This is a genomic window from Chromobacterium sinusclupearum (genome assembly GCF_002902845.1).
GTDB classification, from domain to species: Bacteria; Pseudomonadota; Gammaproteobacteria; order Burkholderiales; family Chromobacteriaceae; genus Chromobacterium; species Chromobacterium sinusclupearum.
Map to the genome: position 1 here is coordinate 60,362 of NZ_PPTF01000019.1, position 16,920 is coordinate 77,281.

Genomic DNA, 16,920 nt, shown 5'->3' on the forward strand with positions numbered 1-16,920 from the left:
GTCGCGGCCTTGCGTGGGCACTCTGCTGGCGGCGACCATGTTGGAGGATTTCTAGACTGTCCCACACTAGCAAGCTAGCAAACTCCCGCGCGGTTTGCCGATTTTGCCCTAGCGGATACGTCAACAGCCAGGCCGCCATCCCGTCGGTCTGGCTGTCAGCTCATGCCCCCCGTTGTCGATGCCGCGCGCCGGGGGGATGAATCCGGCGATGCGGGCATGACCCCGCGGCGGGATGCCCTCCATCAATCTCCCTCACAAACGGTATTGCTTGAGCGTGGCAATCTGCTGGTTTGCCAAATCATCCAGGCGCACGGCGTTATTGGCCGCCTCCTGCGCGGCGGCGGACGACTCCTCGGTCATCTGCGCAATATCCTCCACCCGCTTGGCGATGTTGTTGGTGGCATTGCCCTGCTCTTTGATCGCGCCGGAAATCTCGGCCACCATGTGCACGGTATCGTTCGTCGCCTGGCCTATCTGGGTGATCGCCTTGTCGGCATTGTCCGCGCGCTCCACGCCGTTGCGGACCAATTCTTCCGCGGTATTCATGTGCTCGGTGGCGGTGGCGGAACGGTCCAGCATGGCGGTAATGGTGGTGGAGATTTCCTGGGTGGACAGCGAGGTGCGCTCCGCCAGTTTTCTGACTTCATCCGCCACCACGGCAAAGCCGCGCCCCATCTCCCCGGCCCGCGCCGCCTCGATGGCGGCGTTCAGCGCCAGCAGATTGGTCTGATCGGCAATGTCCTTGATCACGCCCACCACGGTATTGACCTGCGTGCTGAAGTTTTCCAGATCGCGGATGCTGGTGCCGGCGCTGGCCACGGCGCGCGAGATTTCGCGGATATCCTGTATCGTCTGGGCAATGGTGTTCGAACCCTGCTGCGCCAGCTCGCCGGCATTTTGCGCCAGCTTGCGCGATTCCTCCGCCCGCTCCGCCACATGATTCACGCTGACCGTCATCTGCTCGATGGTGGCCGCCATATTGGCTGCGGATTCGCTTTGCGCCTCCGCGGCGGACGATACCTGGGTGGCGGTTTGCGACAGGTTTTGCGAGGCGCCGGCCACGTTGTTGGCGCCCGCCAGGATGGACTGCAGGCTGCTTTGCAAATTCTCCAGCAAGGCATTGAAGGCGAGCGAGGTTTTGGCGATCTCGTCATTGCCGCGCACCGGCGCCCGCTGCGTGAAATCATGGCTGCGGCTCACCGACTCCAGCGTGCCCTGGATATCGTTCAAACCGCGGCTGATGGTGGCGTAAAGCGACCAAGACAATATCAGCATCACGGCGACCACGACGGCTATCAGCATGCCCATCTGCACCATGACGCCATGGTAAGCCTTGTTATTGGTTTCCAGGGTGTCGAAGGAAAGCTTGATATTGTATTCGATATGGTCGGCCAGGCTTTGGCGCAAGGCGAGAGCGGCCTCCTTGATCGGGCCATTGGTGATCATTTTTGCCGCTTCCGCGCTGCCGCCGGGGGTGCGGTTCATGGCGAAGAAGCTATGCATCGCCGTTACATAGGCGGCCAGATTATTGCGATCAGTAGCCAGCAACTGCCGGTCCTTGTCATCCGAAATGTCGTTTTTCTCATAGGTGGCGAAAGCGGCCTCCGCTCTTTTCACCGCCGCATCCGCTTCGGCCTCCGCCGCCTGCTTGGCGGCCAAATCGCTAGACACCGCATGCTTGGTGACGGCGGACCGCACATCCATGAAGGCATAAGTGGCGGCATTCAGATCGCGCACGCTGGGCGAAAAATTACTGACTACATCGTCGAAACGCTGCTTCGACTGCCCCAACTGGTACACACCCATCGCGCCCAACGCGCCCAAAGCAATCAACGCCACCAGAATCGTCAGCAGCAATTTCCGGATGATGGTCATAACCTTCTCCACGCAATCATGCCTCCCGCGGGCCATCGCCAGACGGGGCGTTGTGACTTTCAGCTTGCGTTCAATTTATAGAGCATTGTCAATGCCACTACTAAGCAAATATACGAGGAGGGAGCGGACAGCCGCGCCGAGGGAGATCGCCCTGCGGCAGATTGAAAATCACTGGATATCCGGCAGCGGCATGCCAATGACAAACCGCGCCAGCGGATGGCTAGCGCGGTTTATCGATTCGGGCTGGCGCAATGGATGCGCGCCCTGGCGACTCAAGGCATGATTTCAACGTATTCGTAAACTTCGCAATCGCGCAGCTGCCGGCGCACCGGCAAGCTTGCGCGCTCAAACCAGGCTTGCGGCTGATGGCGGTCCACCTCCTGGCCGATGAAGCGCAATAGCTCGCAGATCGGCTCCACGACCTGGGTCCGATAGTCGACATCGCCCTGCTCATAGCCCCGGTACAAGTTCTTCATGCAGTTGCCGCGGCACCAGCTATAGGCCTCGCAATCGGGGCACGGCATGGCGGCGGTGGCCTGCAGCGGGCTGGCGCGCAGCCAGTTGCCCTTTACATCGCCCATTTTCATCTGCGGCAAATACAGCATGTCTGGACAGGGGTAGATTTCGCCGCTGGGCATCACATTGAGCAGATGGGTGGAAACCCGGCATTGGGTGCGGCCGGCGTAGCGCTCCTGCGCCAGGGCGGGGAACAGCTTGTTGCGGACAATGCCCATCAGCGGGATCAATGGATAAATACGCTCCGTACAGGCGAAGAAGCGCTCAATCAGCCGGATCAGCACGGCCTTGCGCTTGGCGATGGCGTCTCCGCCATACATGGCGTCGGCCACAAACTGCCAGTACAGGTAATCGAACGGCGAATCCGCCGCCAGCAGCTGGTCCAGCTCTTCAAACGTGGTATCGGCATTGCCCCAGGTGACGCGGGCGGTCAGGCTGCCGCCGAGATGCGGCCGCACCTTGGCCAGATTGCGCAGCACCTGGCGGTAAATGCCGCGGCCGCGGTAGCCGTCGGTGATGGCCTCGCCGCCGTCTATGGACACCAGCACATTCGACAGCCGCGCCAAAGCCCAGGCGGGCACATCGTCCAGCAGCGTGCCGTTGGTCTGCAGCTGGAAGCGGAAGGCGGGAAAGCGCCGCATCACCTCTAGCATCAGCGGCAGATTCAGCGTGGGTTCGCCGCCGTAAAAAGTAACGTAAACGTCCTTGCCGGCCAGATGGGTATCGACAAAGGCGGCCAGTCGTTCGATGTCGTATTCAAGCTCGGTTTGCGAACCCAGCACCTCGCCCACGCCCAGCGAGCAATACGTGCATTTCAGATTGCATTTCAGCGTGGTCAGCAGTTGCAGCTCCACGCGCGCGCCGACGATGGGCGGTTCGGCGCCGGCCTTGGGCGGACAGGATTCGTGAAAACGGATAGGCGTGGCAGGCAGGGAAGAGACGGTCATATCGATGCTCCGGTTGGTGAAACCGGGCATCTTGCGCCTGGGCCGACCGCTCATCTTTGATCTGCGCCAACGTCCCGGCGTCAGATGACAGGCTGCCACAGCGTTGACTGGCTAAGCCAATATGCCAAGGCAACTCACTGAAACTGATCGCCATAGTTCTGCAGCGTCTTGCGCCCGCACGCTTGGCAAATCACATAGCGATCCACCAGATCGATGGCTGCTGCGCCGCCGCCGCCCCAACCGGAAAAGAAACCATCCAGAAAAGCCTTGAGCTTCTCCTTGCGGCTAGCGCCGTACTTGGACGGCTTTTGCTGGATCCACTCCCTATGCTCGGTTTGTTTGCCGCATGTCTCGCAAAATTGCTTGGCCATCTCTGCGGTTCCCTATGTGATCCCGACTCAATGTGCGGAAATCGGCAGCGCGCCATCGCCCGGCTGCGACAATGGCCATTCCTATCCTGCCTTTCTACATAGGCGCGATTTTGATTCTTTTGTCATAAAAATCAATGTGATCGCTTTTGGCATACTAAAACGACAACAGTGCCCGTCACCGCTCACCATGACAGAGCGCCGCGCCGCTCATGCTCGCGCGTCGTGAACAAGCACCCCAGTAGCCACGAAGCCGGTTTAGCTTTCGGATGAAGCTAGAGCCTGGCCCCGATGCGGCGCAGGTAGTCGATGAAAGGAAGCCGCCCCTGGCGCTGCTGCAGCGTCCATATGGCCAGCCCCAAGAGGGCGGCGGCCATGGCTGTGGATACCGCGAAATAGCCCACGGTGCCCAGCGCCCCCATCGCCAGCGAGCACAACAGCGGCCCCAGCGTGCCGCCCAGCGCGTACAGCGTCAGCAGGGCCGCGCTGGTTTCCACCCGTCGCTCGGCCGGCATGGCATCGTTGGCGACGCCGCTCAGCGTGCCGTAGAAAGTAAAAGCCACGCAGACGTACACCAGCACCAAGGGCAGCAGCAATACCGTATCCAGCAGATGGGTCAGCAGCAGCGAAGCCACCACCACGGTCAGCGCAGTGCGCGACAACAGCAGGCAACGGTCGCTGCGGTCCGCCCATTTGCCCATCGGCCACTGCAACAGCGGCGCGGCCAGCAGCGCCAGGCCCATGAAATTGCCGATCTGGTGCGGCAGATAGCTCAACTGGCTCAGCACCACCGGCAACATGCTGTAAAAGGCGCTGTTGAAACAGCCCGCGATCAACACGCCGTACAGCGCCAACGGCGCCAGCCGCCGCAGCTCGCCCACGGTGCGCAATGTGCGCAGCACCACGCTGCCGGCCGGCGCGGCCACCAAGGTCAGCGGCCGCTGGCTGGTCAGCGTCACCGGAATGATGGCCAGCGCGAACAGCATGGCCACCACGATGAAGGGCCAGCCTGGCTGGGTCAGCGGCAGCTTGAGCAGCCATTGGCCGGCGCTGGCGCCGAGGTAGCTGACCATCATGTACAGCGAGAACAACTGGCCGCGCTGCGCATTGCCGACGCAGCCATTGAGCCAGCTCTCCACCACCATGAAGATGCCGACGATGGCCAGGCCGTTGACGAAGCGCACCAGCGCCCACAACAGGGGCGAATGCACCAGCGCCTGCGCCAGCACCACGATGCAGATGACGGCCGCCAGCGCGGCAAAGGCGCGGTGGTGGCCATAGCGGTGCACAATGGCGCTGCAGAAGAAACCGCCGATGAAGAAGCCGGCGTAATAGGCCGACTGCACCAGCCCGGCCACCGTCACCGGCACGCCCTGCTGCAGCAAGGCGAGCGAGGTCTGGGTATTGCTCAGCGCATTGCCCACCATCAGCAAGGCATAGCCCAGCAACAGGCTCGCCACCACGCGCAGCAGCCTGCTCCATTTATGCACCTCTACGACTTCGCCATCCCCGGCCATGCCTTCCCCTCGTCCGCCCTGCTGTATGGTTACGCCATCCGGATTCTACGCAATACGGGCCGCCAGTTGGCGGGCAGCCTGGATCAACGGGCCGGAATACGCGCGTATCTGGGCGTCGCTGAGCGACTCCGCTCCAATACAGATGCTGACGGCGGCCACGGGTTCCCCGCGCAAGTCCGCCACCGGCGCCGCCAGGCAGCAGGTCCGGCTGTCTATCTCGCCGCGGGTGACGGCATAACCGAGCCGGCGCGCGCGTTCCAGCTGTTCGCGCAAGGCGCCGATGTCTTCATCGGCCAGCAGGCCCAGTTGCCGCTCGGCCTGCAGATAGCTGTCCAGATAGGGCGTCGCGCGCAGGCTGAGGATGGCCTTGCCCGCCGCCGCGCGGTGCATGGCCAGCGTCTGCCCGACGTGCACCGGGTAGCCCTTGCCCAGATACGACTCCAGACAACCCAGCACCACCACCTTGTTGCCCACCGGTATGCTCAGCAGCACCGTCTGGTGGATTTCATTCTTGAGGATTTCCGCTATCGGGTGGAAGTACGGCAGGATGCTCTGCCGGCTGTAGATGGCGGAGGCCATCTGAAAAATCTTGGAGCCTATGCAATAGGCGCGCTTGCGCCCCGGATCCAGCGACACCATCTGCGATTCGAGCAGGCTGCCCAGGATGCGGTAGCAACTGGCGGCCGGAATGCCGGTATGGCTGCTGATCTCGTTCTGCGTCAGCGGATACGGCGCGTGGACCAGCAGCTGCAGGATGGCGATGGAATGGTCCACGGCGGGGGCGGTGGGTCTGTCTTGCACGGCTTCTACCAAGTCAAAGCCCGCCGCGGCCACAGACCGAGCGGGCAGGTTCGAAATCAGTTCAAAAAATAGCGCTGGGCAGCGGCTAGCGCCAGTCGTCCAGGATCATCTGCGCGCCCTTCTCCGCCACCATCATCGTCGGCGCATTGGTATTGCCGGAAGTGATGTTGGGGAAGATAGACGCGTCCACCACGCGCAGCCCTGCCACGCCGTGCACCTGCAAGCGGCTGGACACCACGCTGCGTTCCGGGTCCGGCCCCATCGCGCAAGTGCCGCACAGATGATAGATGGAACCCGATTCCTGGCGGAAGAAGTCCAGCAGGCTGTCCGCATCCTCCGCCATCCGGCCGCCGGGGCTGACCTCCTCCACCGTCACCTCGCGCAGCGCGCGGGTGGCGGACAGGCGGCGGATCAGCCGGCAGCCCTCCACCGCCTCGCGCCGGTCATGCTCGGTGGACAGGTAGTTGGGGCGGATCGCCGGCGCGGCCTGCGGATCGGCGGACGCTATGTGTATCTCGCCGCGGCTGGTGGGCCGGCACGGATTCACGCAGATCAGATAACCGGAATACGGCTCCGGCTTCAGCTTGGCCTTGGCATTCTTCGGAATCGTGTAGGACAAGGGGTTGAAATACAGCTGCAGATTGGCTTGCCGCGCCGCTTCGCCGCCGCGAAAGAAACCGCCGGCCTGATTGACGCTGAGCGAGAGCGGGCCGCTGCGGTTCACCGCATAGCGCAGCGCCGCCCAAGCCTGGCCCAGCGGATTGCCCAGCTCGTCGTTCAGCGTCCTGCGGCTGGACTTGTAGTAGAACGACACGCACAGGTGATCCTGCAGATTGCGCCCCACCGCCGGCAAATGGCGCACCGTCGGAATGCCCAGGCCAGACAGGCGCGCCTCGTCGCCGATGCCTGACAGCTGCAACAGCTTGGGCGAATCCACCGCGCCGGCCGCCAGGATCACCTCCTTGCGGGCGCGGAAAGTCCGCTCCGCGCCGTTCTGCAGCACCGTCACGCCGCATGCGCGCTTGTCGTCGTCGAAAAGCACGCGCTGGGTGCGGCAATGGGTTTCCAGCCGCAGATTGAGGCGGGACAATGCCGGCCGCAGATAGGCGCGGCTGCTGGAGGCGCGCACGCCGCCGTCGATATTGGTCTCGTAGAGGCCGGCGCCTTCGAAGCGCTCGCCGTTGAAGTCGTCGCTGCGCGGCAGGCCCAGCTCGTCGCAGGCGGCCAGGTAGTCGGCGCAGATCGGATGGGCATGCGGCTTCAGCGGCGTCAGGCCGATGGCGCCGCTGCCGCCGCGCCAGCGCGTTTCGCCGCCCGGATGGCGTTCCAGTTTTTTGAAATACGGCAGCACATCGGCGTAGCCCCAGCCCGGGTTGCCGGCAGCCGCCCAGTCGTCGAAATCCGCCGGCTGGCCGCGCACATAGATCATCGCGTTGATCGAGCCGGAGCCGCCGACCACCTTGCCGCGCGGCGCGTAGAGCTTGCGCCCGCCCAGGTTAGGCTCCGCCTCGGTGTAATACATCCAGTTGCTGGCCGGATTGTAGTAATGGTTGACGTAGCCCACCGGCAGGCGGAACCAGAAGGAATCGTCCTTGCCGCCGGCCTCCAGCAGCAGCACGCTGTGCCGGCCGCACTCGCTGAGGCGGCTGGCCAGGATGCAGCCGGCCGAGCCGGCGCCGACGATGATGAAATCGTATTCGCTCATAGCATTCCGCCATTGTTCCAACGGTTGTTCCAGGCGTCGCGCGATTGCGGACGCACGTCGAACGGCTTGTCGTCCATCAGCAGGTGCAAGCTGTGGCCCTGGTAAGGCGAATGGGCGCGAACCACGTCCATGTTCAATTCCACGCCCAGGCCCGGGCGATCGGATGGGATGATGAAGCCATCTTCCCACTGGATGGGCTGCTTCAGCACCTCGGCGTGGAAACCGCCCCAGGTCATGATGCTTTCCTGAATCAGGAAATTGGGGCTGGCCGTGGCCAGATGGATGCTGGCGGCGGCGCCGACCGGGCCGTTGTACAGATGCGGCGCGATCTGCACGTAGAAGGCCTCGGCCATGGCGGCGATTTTCTTCGCTTCCAGCAGGCCGCCGACGCGGCCGACATTCATTTGCAGGATGGACGCGCCCTTGCCGCGCAGCAGGTCCAGGAACTCGTACTTGGTGGTCAGGCGCTCGCCGGTGGCCACCGGGATGCTGGTGGCGGCCGCCACCTGCGCCATGGCATCGGTCTGGCCCGGCGGCACCGGCTCCTCGAACCACAGGGGGTCGTACTTCTCCAGCCGCTTGGCCAGACGAATGGCGGAAGCCGGCGTCATCTGGCCGTGGGTGCCGAACAAGAGATCGCAACGGTTGCCCACCGCCTGGCGGATCTTGGCGCAGAACGTCTCGCAACGGTCCATCAGCTCCAGCGACAGATGGTGGCCGGAATACACTGAATACGGGCCGGCCGGATCAAATTTCAGCGCGGTGAAACCCTGGGCCGCGAACTGCGCGGCACATTCCGCCGCCAGGTCCGGATCGTCGTAATCGAACTGACCCTGGGCATTGCGCGGGTAGAGATAGGTGTAGGAGCGCAGCCGCTCATGCACCTTGCCGCCCAGCAGCTGGTAAACCGGCTGGTTGGCCGCCTTGCCGATGATGTCCCAGCAGGCCATTTCCAGACCGCTGACGATGCCCATCATGCTCAGGTCCGGCCGCTGGGTGAAGCCGCTGGAATAGCATTCGCGGAAGAAGCGCTCCACCTGATGCGGGTCATGGTCCAGGAGATAGCGCTCGAACACGTCCTGGATGGCCGGCACCATCACGCGGGGATGGAAGGTGGCGGCGTAGACTTCGCCGACGCCCTCGATGCCGCAGTCCGTCTTCAGGGTGACAAAGATCCAGTACATGCCGCCTACATGCGGTGGCGGCACCGCCACCACATGGGTTTCCATCGATACGATTTTCATGCGTTCTCCTCCTGTCGCTGTTGCGACTTTCTGAATCGGTAGATGACAGCCGCGCCCAGGCAACCGCACAGCGCGATGTAGCCGAAATACAGCTGGTAGCCGAGCACGCCCGGATAACGCGCGCTGATCCAGCCATTAAGCAAGGGCAGGAAAATATCCGGCAGATAGCCGATGACCGAGACCAAGCCGATGGCCAGGCCGGTGACGCGCAGCGGAATCTTGCAATCGTCCAGCAACGACCAGTACAGGCCGCGTATCGCATAGGTCAGCACGCCCACCAGCAGCACCAGCGCCAACAGCGGGTAGATGCCGGCGGAAACCGGCAGCAGGATCAGTCCGAACAGCCCCAGCGACGAGAAAACCATGCTGCCGGCCAGCACGCCGGTGCGGGAAAAACGGTCGCCCAGGAAACCGCCGCCTATGCCACCTATCGGCCGCATCCACAGCTTGGCCACGGTGATGAAGCCGGCCGCCACGGCGCTGAGGCCGTAATGCTGCTGCAGGTAAGCGGAAAACGAATACGTGGCCCAGAACAGCTGGTAGCCGCACAGCACGATCAAGGACATCAGCCATACCTGGCGCTGGCCCAGCAGCAGCTTCAGATCGTCCCATTGCGAGGTGGCGCGGCTTTCCTTTTGTTCCGCCTCGCCACGGCCCTTGTCCAGGAAAATCCAGATCAGCGCGGCGATGGCGAGGCAGGTGAAGGAATACAGATAAATCACCTGCTGCAGCGCCAGCCGGCCATCGCCGTCGCCATCCATGTGATAGGCGAACAAGGCCAGCGCCAGCGTGGCCAGCAGCGCCTCCACCAGGCCGCGGCCGCCGTCCAGCACGCCGAAGAAGCGTCCTTGCTCGTTAGCCGCCGCCAGCATCTTCACGCCTTTCAGCAGGGCGGCCCAGAAGGTCAAGCCGGCCGCCAGCCCCCAGCCAATGAAGATGATCTCCAGCGCGCGGTAGCCCGGAAACGTGGAGAACCACAGGCCGAGCAGACCCACCGCCGCCAGCGAGAAGCTGATCAACAGCCGCGGCGACATGCGATCCGCCAGCCAGCCGCTGGGCAGATAGGCCAGCGCGTAGACCACGCCCAGCATCGAATAGAACACCCCGAGGTCGCCCACGGTGATGCCGAAGCTCTGCAGGATGGTGGTCTCGAAGTTCTGCCGCAGATACAGCAAGGGATAAATGGCGCCGGCCGCCACCAGCAGCAGGCCGAACTGGAAGTAGCGCCCGCGGCCGAGCGCGGCGCGTTCCGGCGCCAACACACGCGTTTCGTTCATTCAAGCTTCTCCTCTGGTCTGCGCCGGACGGGCCGGCGCGCTTTCTCTTTGTCGTGTTTTGCCGCCTGCCTAGCGGCTTATATTTATTTCCCGGCATGGGTACAGCAGGCCGCCCGCCGGGTAAGCGGCGGAACGGCAGTTTGGGTAATGGGGGAAAATCAGTACTTCATGATCACCAGGCGGGTCTGCGTGAACTCCAGCATGCCGTGCTTGCCGTCGTCGCCGCCCAGGCCGGAACGTTTCCAGCCGGAGTGATAGCCCTGGTACGGATCGGCCGGCGTGCGGTTGACGTACAGTTCGCCGGCCTCGATCCGGTTGGCGAAGCGCATCACGGTGCGATAGTTCTCGGTGTACAGCACCGAGGCCAGGCCGAACTGGTGGTCGTTGGCCAGACGCAGCGCCTCTTCGGCGGTCTGGTACTTCAGCACGCACAGCACCGGGCCGAAGATCTCTTCCTGCACGATCTCCATGTCCTGGCGGCAGCCGGTCAGCAGCGTGGGCGGATAGAACCAGCCCTTGCCCTCGGGCAGCACGCCGCCGGTTTCCAGCACTGCGCCGTCATCCACCGCGCGCGCCACCATCTGGTGGATGTTCAAGCGCGACGAGGCGTTGACCAGCGGCCCCATGTAGTTGGGATGCTCGGCGCGGTTGCCCCATTGCCGGGCGGTGAAACGCTCCTTCAGCAGACGCACGAAGTCGTCGTATACCGATTCATGGACATAGGCCCGCTCCACCGAGGTGCACACCTGCCCGCAATGGCTGAGCGCGGAGCCGACGATGTCGTTGGCGGCCTGCGCCAGATTGGCGTCCGGCTCGATGATGGCCGGCGTCTTGCCGCCCAGCTCCAGCGAGGACTTGGCGATGTTGACCTGCGAATACTCCAGCACCTTGCGGCCGGCCCCCACACTGCCGGTCAGCGTGATCATGCCCACCTTGGGGTGGGTGCAGATGGTTTCCGCCACCTGGTGGCTCATGGTCAGAATATTGACCACGCCGGCCGGCAAGCCAGCCTGCTGCACGGCTTTGGCGATTTCAAACGCCGAGCACGGCGTGTTGTTGCTGGGGCGGACCACCACGGCATTGCCGGCGATCAGCGCCGGCGCGATCTTGCGCAGCAGGGTGTAGACGGGGAAATTGAACGGAATCAGGCAGGCCACCACGCCGATGGCTTCGCGCATCAGCAGCAGGTTTTCATCCGGGTTGTCGCTGGGGATGACTTCACCTTCCAGGCGGCGCGCCCATTCGGCGTGATAGCGGGTGATCTCGGCGGCGTAGCGCGCCTCGGCGGTGGCATCCGCCAGGCTCTTGCCGGACTCGGCGGCCAGCGCCTGGCCGATCTCGCCGGCGCGGGCATCCAGCGCGTCGGCCAGCTTGTGCAGATATTGCCCGCGCGCGACGCTGGGCAGCGCGGCCCAGTCCTTTTGCGCCCGCGCCGCGGCATCCACCGCCGCGCGCGCCTCTTCGGCGCTGGCGGACGGGACTTGGGCCACTATTTGCTCGGTGGCCGGGTCCTGCACGTCGATGGCGCCGCCGCCGATGGACTCGACAAACTGGTTATTGATGAAATTGCGGTAATCACGCATGTCTCTGGCCTCGTGCTTGTGTTGGCATCCATCACACCAGCCAGGCCAGACAGCGTCAAAACAATTTCAGATATGGATTTTTTATTTCATATATGAAATCAAAGTCCTTCCATCCCTCCCGAGTCCCACGCGCCGCCCTTCCCTGGCCAGCCTTCCTCGCCACAGCGAGGCCCTCGCAGCAGCGCATCGATGAGCAATCATTGCGCCAGCCGCCAGGGTACAAAATTGGAAACCATTGCCGGCGTGAAGTTCGCGGATGAGCAAACAGGGCCTGCCAAAGTCAGAGCATGCAAGCAAGATTCAACAAGGAACACATCATGAAACGCATGCTCGTCGCCACGGCATTGGCCTCCTGCGCGCTCGCCGCCACTCTGCCCGCCCGGGCCGACGTGGGCGTGTCCGTCCATATAGGCGAGCCCAGCTTCTACGGCCAGCTCGACATCGGCGGCGCGCCCGCGCCGCAACTGGTCTACCCGCAGCCGGTGATCGTCCAGCCGGTGCCGGTGGCCGCCCCGCCCATCTATCTGCGCGTGCAGCCGGAGCATATGCGGCACTGGGACCGTTACTGCCGCCAATATCATGCCTGCAACCACAGGGTCTATTTCGTTCGCGACGAATGGTATAGACAGGTTTATGTGCCGCACTACCACACGCGCTACTCGATGCCGCCGCACGATCATCATGAATATCATGAGGCCTGGCACGGCGATCATGATAGGCGCGACTGGTATCAGCGCTGACAGCCATTCACGCCAAGGGCGTGCGGCAAGCACGCCCTCTTCACACAAATTAATCACGCCGCATCGGCATCATGTTCTGCTTTTACCGTTGCAGACAGTGTAATTCGCCGAAATGGACAACATCCGAGAAATTGGATTTCAATAAGCGGCTTCCGCCCACAGCGTGCGGCATTTTGCCGCAGCCTCAGCAGCGACGGCCTTGGCCATACTTCCCAGACAATGTGAACAAAAAGGGAAATCCCATGACCGCTCGTCATCTCGTCAAACTGCTGCCGGCCCTCCTCGCCGTCACCGCCTCTTCCGGCGCCTACGCCTGCGCCAGCTGCGGCTGCACGCTGAGTTCCGATTGGGAAAGCCAGGGCTTCACCACCCAGCCCGGCCTGAAAATGGACATCCGTTACGATTACCTGGACCAGGACCAGCTGCGCAGCGGCAGCGGCACCATCTCGCCGGCGGCGGCCAGCCAGCTGAATCAAGGCAATCAGGAAGTGGAGAAGTACACCCGCAATAATTATCTGACGCTGGGTTTCGACTATTCCTTCTCGCCGGCCTGGGGCGTCAACGTGACGGTTCCGTACATCGATCGCAAGCACAGCACACTGGGCACCGGCTCCGATGGTTACACCGCGGCCAGTGACGGCGGGGCATACAACTCCAGCACCTCCGGCCTCGGCGATATCAAAGTGATCGGCCGCTATCAGGGCTTCGCCGAAGCGCGCAACTTCGGCCTGCTGTTAGGCCTGAAGCTGCCCACCGGCAGTCACACCGAAACCGGCACCTCCACCGACCCGGCCAATCCGGGCGCGCCAGCCGTGATCGACCGCGGCCTGCAACCCGGCACCGGCACCACCGACGCCATCTTCGGCGCCTACTATTTCGGCGAATTCAACCGCAACTGGAGCTACTTCACCCAGGCCACCGTGCAGAGCGCGCTGGATACCTCAGACCAATACCGCCCCGGCACCGGCGTCAATCTGAATCTGGGCGTGCGTTACACCGGCTTGGCCGGCTGGATGCCGCAATTGCAGATCAATGCCCGCTACGTCCAGCACGATGCCGGCAACAACGCCGATACCGTCAGCACCGGCGGCACGCTGATCTACCTGAGTCCGGGACTGACAGTGCCGCTGACCAAACAGACCTCGATATACGGCTTCGTACAGCTGCCGCTATACCAGAACGTCAACGGCGTGCAACTGGCGCCGCGCTATACCGCGTCCGTGGGCGCGCGCATTTCGTTCTGACCACGCGGCAAGAAAAAGGCCCGCGTCTTCTGCGCGGGCCTTGTGCATGCCTGAACGGCTGTCACCCATCCTGCGGCAGCAGGCTGCCCTGGGTCAGCAGCGCGGCGAACTCCTCCGCCGGCAGCGGCTTGGCGATCAAATAGCCCTGGACGAAATCGCAACCCTCTTGTTCCAGGAACTGCCACTGCTCCATCGTCTCCACCCCCTCCGCCACCACCTGCATATTCAGGTTCTTCGCCATATTGATGATGGCGCGGGCGATGGCGCTGTCGTCGGCGTCCTGCGGGATGTCGCGGACGAAGGAGCGGTCGATCTTCAGCTTGTCGGCCTTGAAGCGCTTGAGGTAGGACAGGCTGGAGTAGCCGGTGCCGAAGTCGTCGATAGACAGCCGCAGCCCCATGCTCTTCATGGTGTCGATCGCCTGGATGGTGGCCTGCGCGTCCTCCATGATGACGCTCTCGGTCACTTCGATATCCAGGGCGTGGCCCGGCAGATCATGCGACGACAAGGCCTGCTGCACCTGTTCGGCCAAGTCGGGCTGGCGGAACTGCAGCGCCGACAGGTTGATGGCCAGCGTCACCTCCGGCAAGCCGGCCTGGCGCCACGCCACCATCTGCCGCGTGGCCTCGGCGATCACCCAATTGCCGATCTGCACGATGAAGCCGCGCTCCTCGGCCACCTGGATGAAGCGCACCGGGCCGAGCAGGCCCAGCGACGGGTGGTTCCAGCGGATCAGCGCCTCGGCGCCGATGATGCAGCCGGTTTTCATGTCCACCTGCGGCTGGTAGTGCAGCACGAACTCGTCGCGCTCCAGCGCGAAACGCAGCTGGCTTTCGATGGCCAGGATCTCGCGGGCGCGGGCGTTCAGGTCCGCGGTGTAGAACTTGTAGCTGTTGCGGCCGGAGGACTTGGCGTGGTACATCGCCGCGTCGGCGTTGCGCACCAGGGTTTCGTAGTCGCGGCCGTCGTCCGGGTAGACGCTGATGCCGATGGACGGCGTGATGGTGATCACGTGGTTGTGCAGCTCGATCGGGCTGGCGAACACCTCGCGCACCCGCTCCGCCGCCAGCGCCGCCTCGCCCGGATCGGAAATCAGAGGCAAGAGGATGATGAATTCGTCGCCGCCCTGGCGCGCCAGCATTTCGCCCGGACCCAGCACCGAGCGGATGCGGTCCGCCGCCACCTGCAGCAGGGTATCGCCGGCCGAGTGGCCCAGCGACTCGTTGACGGTCTTGAAGCGGTCCAGGTCCAGCAGCAGCAGGGCCAGCCGCTGGTTGTCGCGCACCGCGTTGTGGATGGCCAGCTCCACCCGGTCCTGCATGTGCACGCGGTTGGGCAGGCTGGTCAGCACGTCGAAGTGCGCCAGGAACTGGATGCGGTCGTCAGCGGCCTTGCGCTCGGTCAGGTCGCTGAAAATCGCCACATAGTGGGTGATCTCGCCCAGGCTGTTGCGCACCGCGTTGATCGCCAGCCACTCCGGATACACCTCGCCGTTTTTGCGGCGGTTCCACAGCTCGCCCTGCCAGGAGCCGTTCTCGCCGATGGCCTGCCACATCTGTTCGTAGAACGGCGCGTCGTGGCGGCCGGACGACAGGATGCTGGTCTTCTGGCCCAGCACCTCGTGCTGGGTATAGCCGGTGATTTCGGTGAAGGCGCGGTTGACGCTGCGGATGCGCTTGTCGGCGTCGGTAATCATGATGCCTTCGACGGTGTTCTCGAACACCTTGGCGGCCAGTTGCACCCGCTCCTCGGCCGCGCGCTTTTCCGAGATGTCGCGCACCATGCGCCACACCGCGTTGATGCGGCCGAAGGCGTCGCGCATCGCCACCGTCTTGACGCTGACCGGCACCTGGTTGTCGAAGCGGTTGAGATAAGTGGCTTCGAATTCGTCGCAATAGCCGAAGCGCAACACCTTGTTGTCCAGATTGAAGCGCTCCAGCGCCTCGCTCTCCTCCGCCACCAGGCTCCAGAAATTCTGCTGCTTGAGCTGGTCCAGGCTGTAGCACATCAGGTTGAGGAAGGCCGGGTTGGCGTCGATGACCTGCCCGTCCAGCGAGCTGATGACGATGCCGTCCAGATTGGACCAGAACAGCTCGCGGTATTTGTTCTCGGAGCGGCGCAGCGCGTCTTCCACTTCGCGGCGGCGCGAGATATCGGCCTCCAGCGCCAGCGTCTTGGCGCGCAGCTCGTCCACCAGGCGTTTCAGTTCCGAACGGGTCCACTCCAGGTGGGTGCCCAAGCGGCCCAGCTCGTCGCGGCGCGACCATTCAAACGGCGTGTCCAGTTTCAACTCGGCCAATAGCCGCGCCTGCTCGGTCAGCAAGCGCATCGGCCGCAGGAAACGCGAGTGCAGGATGCTCATGATCAGCATGATGGACAGCACCAGCTGCGCCGCCAGAATCGTCAGGATGTTCTTGACCTGATTGCTCAGCGCGATGGCCAGGTTCTCGTTGTCGAACTCCATCGTCACCTGGCCGATGGCCTCGCCGCGGTAGATGACCGGCTTTTCGACAAAGGACACGCTGCCGATGCGGCGCTCGCTGTGCACCGCCGACAGAAACACCTGGTTGGATTGGGTGTCGGTGACGCGGATGGAGATCACGCGCGGGTCTTCCATCACCGACGCGATCAAGGGGTTGCCGGCCTGGCGGCTGAGGTTCCACAGCGGCTCCTGCATGCCGAGGGCGACGATGTCGAGCAGACGCCGCTGGTCGGTGTCCAGCTGCGCCGTCAGATTGTCTTTCTGGATGTTGAAACTGAGATAGCTGATGATGGAGGCAGGGATCAGCAAGCCGAGTATCACGGCGATGAGAAACACGTCCCTCAGATTCAGGCCAGTGCTGGCAGTGGTTTTATCGTCTGCTTGTTGAGCCATGTCGCGCTAGTCTTTGCTTCGCCGAAGTTTCGGAGTTCGTATCCGGAGTGGGTTTTATATGTGCAATCAGCAGTATACACCGGCGTCGGCCGGCATTTCCTCTATATATCCACAAGTCATCTGCAATTGTCATTTTCACGCATGGATGCGCCAATACCGCTGGAGATAAAGGGCGGCGCATTGCCTTGCCGGGGCCACAGGGCCTAAAATCCACGACACTTTTTGACA

At 63.3% G+C, this 16,920-nt stretch carries 12 protein-coding genes; 2 read left to right on the forward strand and 10 right to left on the reverse strand.

Annotated features, from left to right (window positions below; genetic code table 11):
• Positions 1-252 precede the first annotated feature (252 nt).
• The 9 genes from C2134_RS05515 to aldA all read right to left on the reverse strand — a co-directional run bounded on the left by C2134_RS05515 (position 253) and on the right by aldA (position 11,833).
• Positions 253-1,875, reverse strand: coding sequence for a methyl-accepting chemotaxis protein (locus C2134_RS05515; RefSeq protein WP_158248706.1), 1,623 nt, complete (start codon positions 1,873-1,875; stop codon positions 253-255).
• A gap of 272 nt (positions 1,876-2,147) precedes the next feature.
• Positions 2,148-3,338: a radical SAM/SPASM domain-containing protein gene (locus C2134_RS05520; protein WP_103318456.1), complete on the reverse strand. Its 1,191-nt coding sequence runs from the start codon at positions 3,336-3,338 to the stop codon at positions 2,148-2,150.
• A gap of 134 nt (positions 3,339-3,472) precedes the next feature.
• Positions 3,473-3,709, reverse strand: a complete 237-nt coding sequence (locus C2134_RS05525) for a hypothetical protein (RefSeq protein ID WP_103318204.1) — start codon at positions 3,707-3,709, stop codon at positions 3,473-3,475.
• A 272-nt stretch (positions 3,710-3,981) separates the two neighbouring features.
• Positions 3,982-5,223 (reverse strand): MFS transporter, encoded by a 1,242-nt coding sequence (locus tag C2134_RS05530; protein WP_103318206.1) that lies wholly within the window; start codon positions 5,221-5,223, stop codon positions 3,982-3,984.
• Between the two features lie 45 nt (positions 5,224-5,268).
• On the reverse strand, positions 5,269-6,024 hold the full coding sequence (locus C2134_RS05535) for an IclR family transcriptional regulator (protein ID WP_199179881.1): 756 nt from the start codon (positions 6,022-6,024) through the stop codon (positions 5,269-5,271).
• A gap of 85 nt (positions 6,025-6,109) precedes the next feature.
• Complete coding sequence (locus C2134_RS05540; RefSeq protein ID WP_103318208.1) at positions 6,110-7,729, reverse strand: GMC family oxidoreductase; 1,620 nt, start codon at positions 7,727-7,729, stop codon at positions 6,110-6,112.
• Positions 7,726-8,973 carry a mandelate racemase/muconate lactonizing enzyme family protein gene (locus tag C2134_RS05545; RefSeq protein WP_103318210.1) on the reverse strand — a complete coding sequence of 416 codons (1,248 nt, stop codon included), beginning with the start codon at positions 8,971-8,973 and terminating at the stop codon, positions 7,726-7,728. The genes C2134_RS05540 and C2134_RS05545 overlap by 4 nt, the downstream gene beginning before the upstream one ends.
• Entirely contained in the window at positions 8,970-10,250 is a 1,281-nt protein-coding gene (locus tag C2134_RS05550; RefSeq protein WP_103318211.1) for an MFS transporter, read from the reverse strand. The genes C2134_RS05545 and C2134_RS05550 overlap by 4 nt, the downstream gene beginning before the upstream one ends.
• A gap of 158 nt (positions 10,251-10,408) precedes the next feature.
• Positions 10,409-11,833, reverse strand: a complete 1,425-nt coding sequence (gene aldA / locus C2134_RS05555; RefSeq protein ID WP_103318213.1) for an aldehyde dehydrogenase — start codon at positions 11,831-11,833, stop codon at positions 10,409-10,411.
• Positions 11,834-12,150: 317 nt separating this feature from the next.
• On the opposite strand from aldA, the gene C2134_RS05560 reads away from it, so the two are divergent.
• Both C2134_RS05560 and C2134_RS05565 read left to right on the forward strand, forming a co-directional pair.
• Positions 12,151-12,573: a hypothetical protein gene (locus tag C2134_RS05560; protein WP_233196363.1), complete on the forward strand. Its 423-nt coding sequence runs from the start codon at positions 12,151-12,153 to the stop codon at positions 12,571-12,573.
• 242 nt (positions 12,574-12,815) lie between these two features.
• Complete coding sequence (locus C2134_RS05565) at positions 12,816-13,817, forward strand: transporter family protein (protein WP_103318215.1); 1,002 nt, start codon at positions 12,816-12,818, stop codon at positions 13,815-13,817.
• A 61-nt stretch (positions 13,818-13,878) separates the two neighbouring features.
• Here C2134_RS05565 and C2134_RS05570 read toward each other — a convergent pair whose 3' ends face one another.
• Positions 13,879-16,692, reverse strand: coding sequence for a bifunctional diguanylate cyclase/phosphodiesterase (locus C2134_RS05570; RefSeq protein ID WP_103318217.1), 2,814 nt, complete (start codon positions 16,690-16,692; stop codon positions 13,879-13,881).
• Between the last annotated feature and the right edge of the window lie 228 nt (positions 16,693-16,920).

Coding starts and splice junctions, on each gene's coding strand:
- C2134_RS05515 (WP_158248706.1), bottom strand. CDS start 1,875: ATGACCATCATCCGGAAATTGCTGCTGACGATTCTGGTGGCGTTGATT.
- C2134_RS05520 (WP_103318456.1), bottom strand. CDS start 3,338: ATGACCGTCTCTTCCCTGCCTGCCACGCCTATCCGTTTTCACGAATCC.
- C2134_RS05525 (WP_103318204.1), bottom strand. CDS start 3,709: ATGGCCAAGCAATTTTGCGAGACATGCGGCAAACAAACCGAGCATAGG.
- C2134_RS05530 (WP_103318206.1), bottom strand. CDS start 5,223: ATGGCCGGGGATGGCGAAGTCGTAGAGGTGCATAAATGGAGCAGGCTG.
- C2134_RS05540 (WP_103318208.1), bottom strand. CDS start 7,729: ATGAGCGAATACGATTTCATCATCGTCGGCGCCGGCTCGGCCGGCTGC.
- C2134_RS05545 (WP_103318210.1), bottom strand. CDS start 8,973: ATGAAAATCGTATCGATGGAAACCCATGTGGTGGCGGTGCCGCCACCG.
- C2134_RS05550 (WP_103318211.1), bottom strand. CDS start 10,250: ATGAACGAAACGCGTGTGTTGGCGCCGGAACGCGCCGCGCTCGGCCGC.
- aldA (WP_103318213.1), bottom strand. CDS start 11,833: ATGCGTGATTACCGCAATTTCATCAATAACCAGTTTGTCGAGTCCATC.
- C2134_RS05560 (WP_233196363.1), top strand. CDS start 12,151: ATGAAACGCATGCTCGTCGCCACGGCATTGGCCTCCTGCGCGCTCGCC.
- C2134_RS05565 (WP_103318215.1), top strand. CDS start 12,816: ATGACCGCTCGTCATCTCGTCAAACTGCTGCCGGCCCTCCTCGCCGTC.
- C2134_RS05570 (WP_103318217.1), bottom strand. CDS start 16,692: ATGGCTCAACAAGCAGACGATAAAACCACTGCCAGCACTGGCCTGAAT.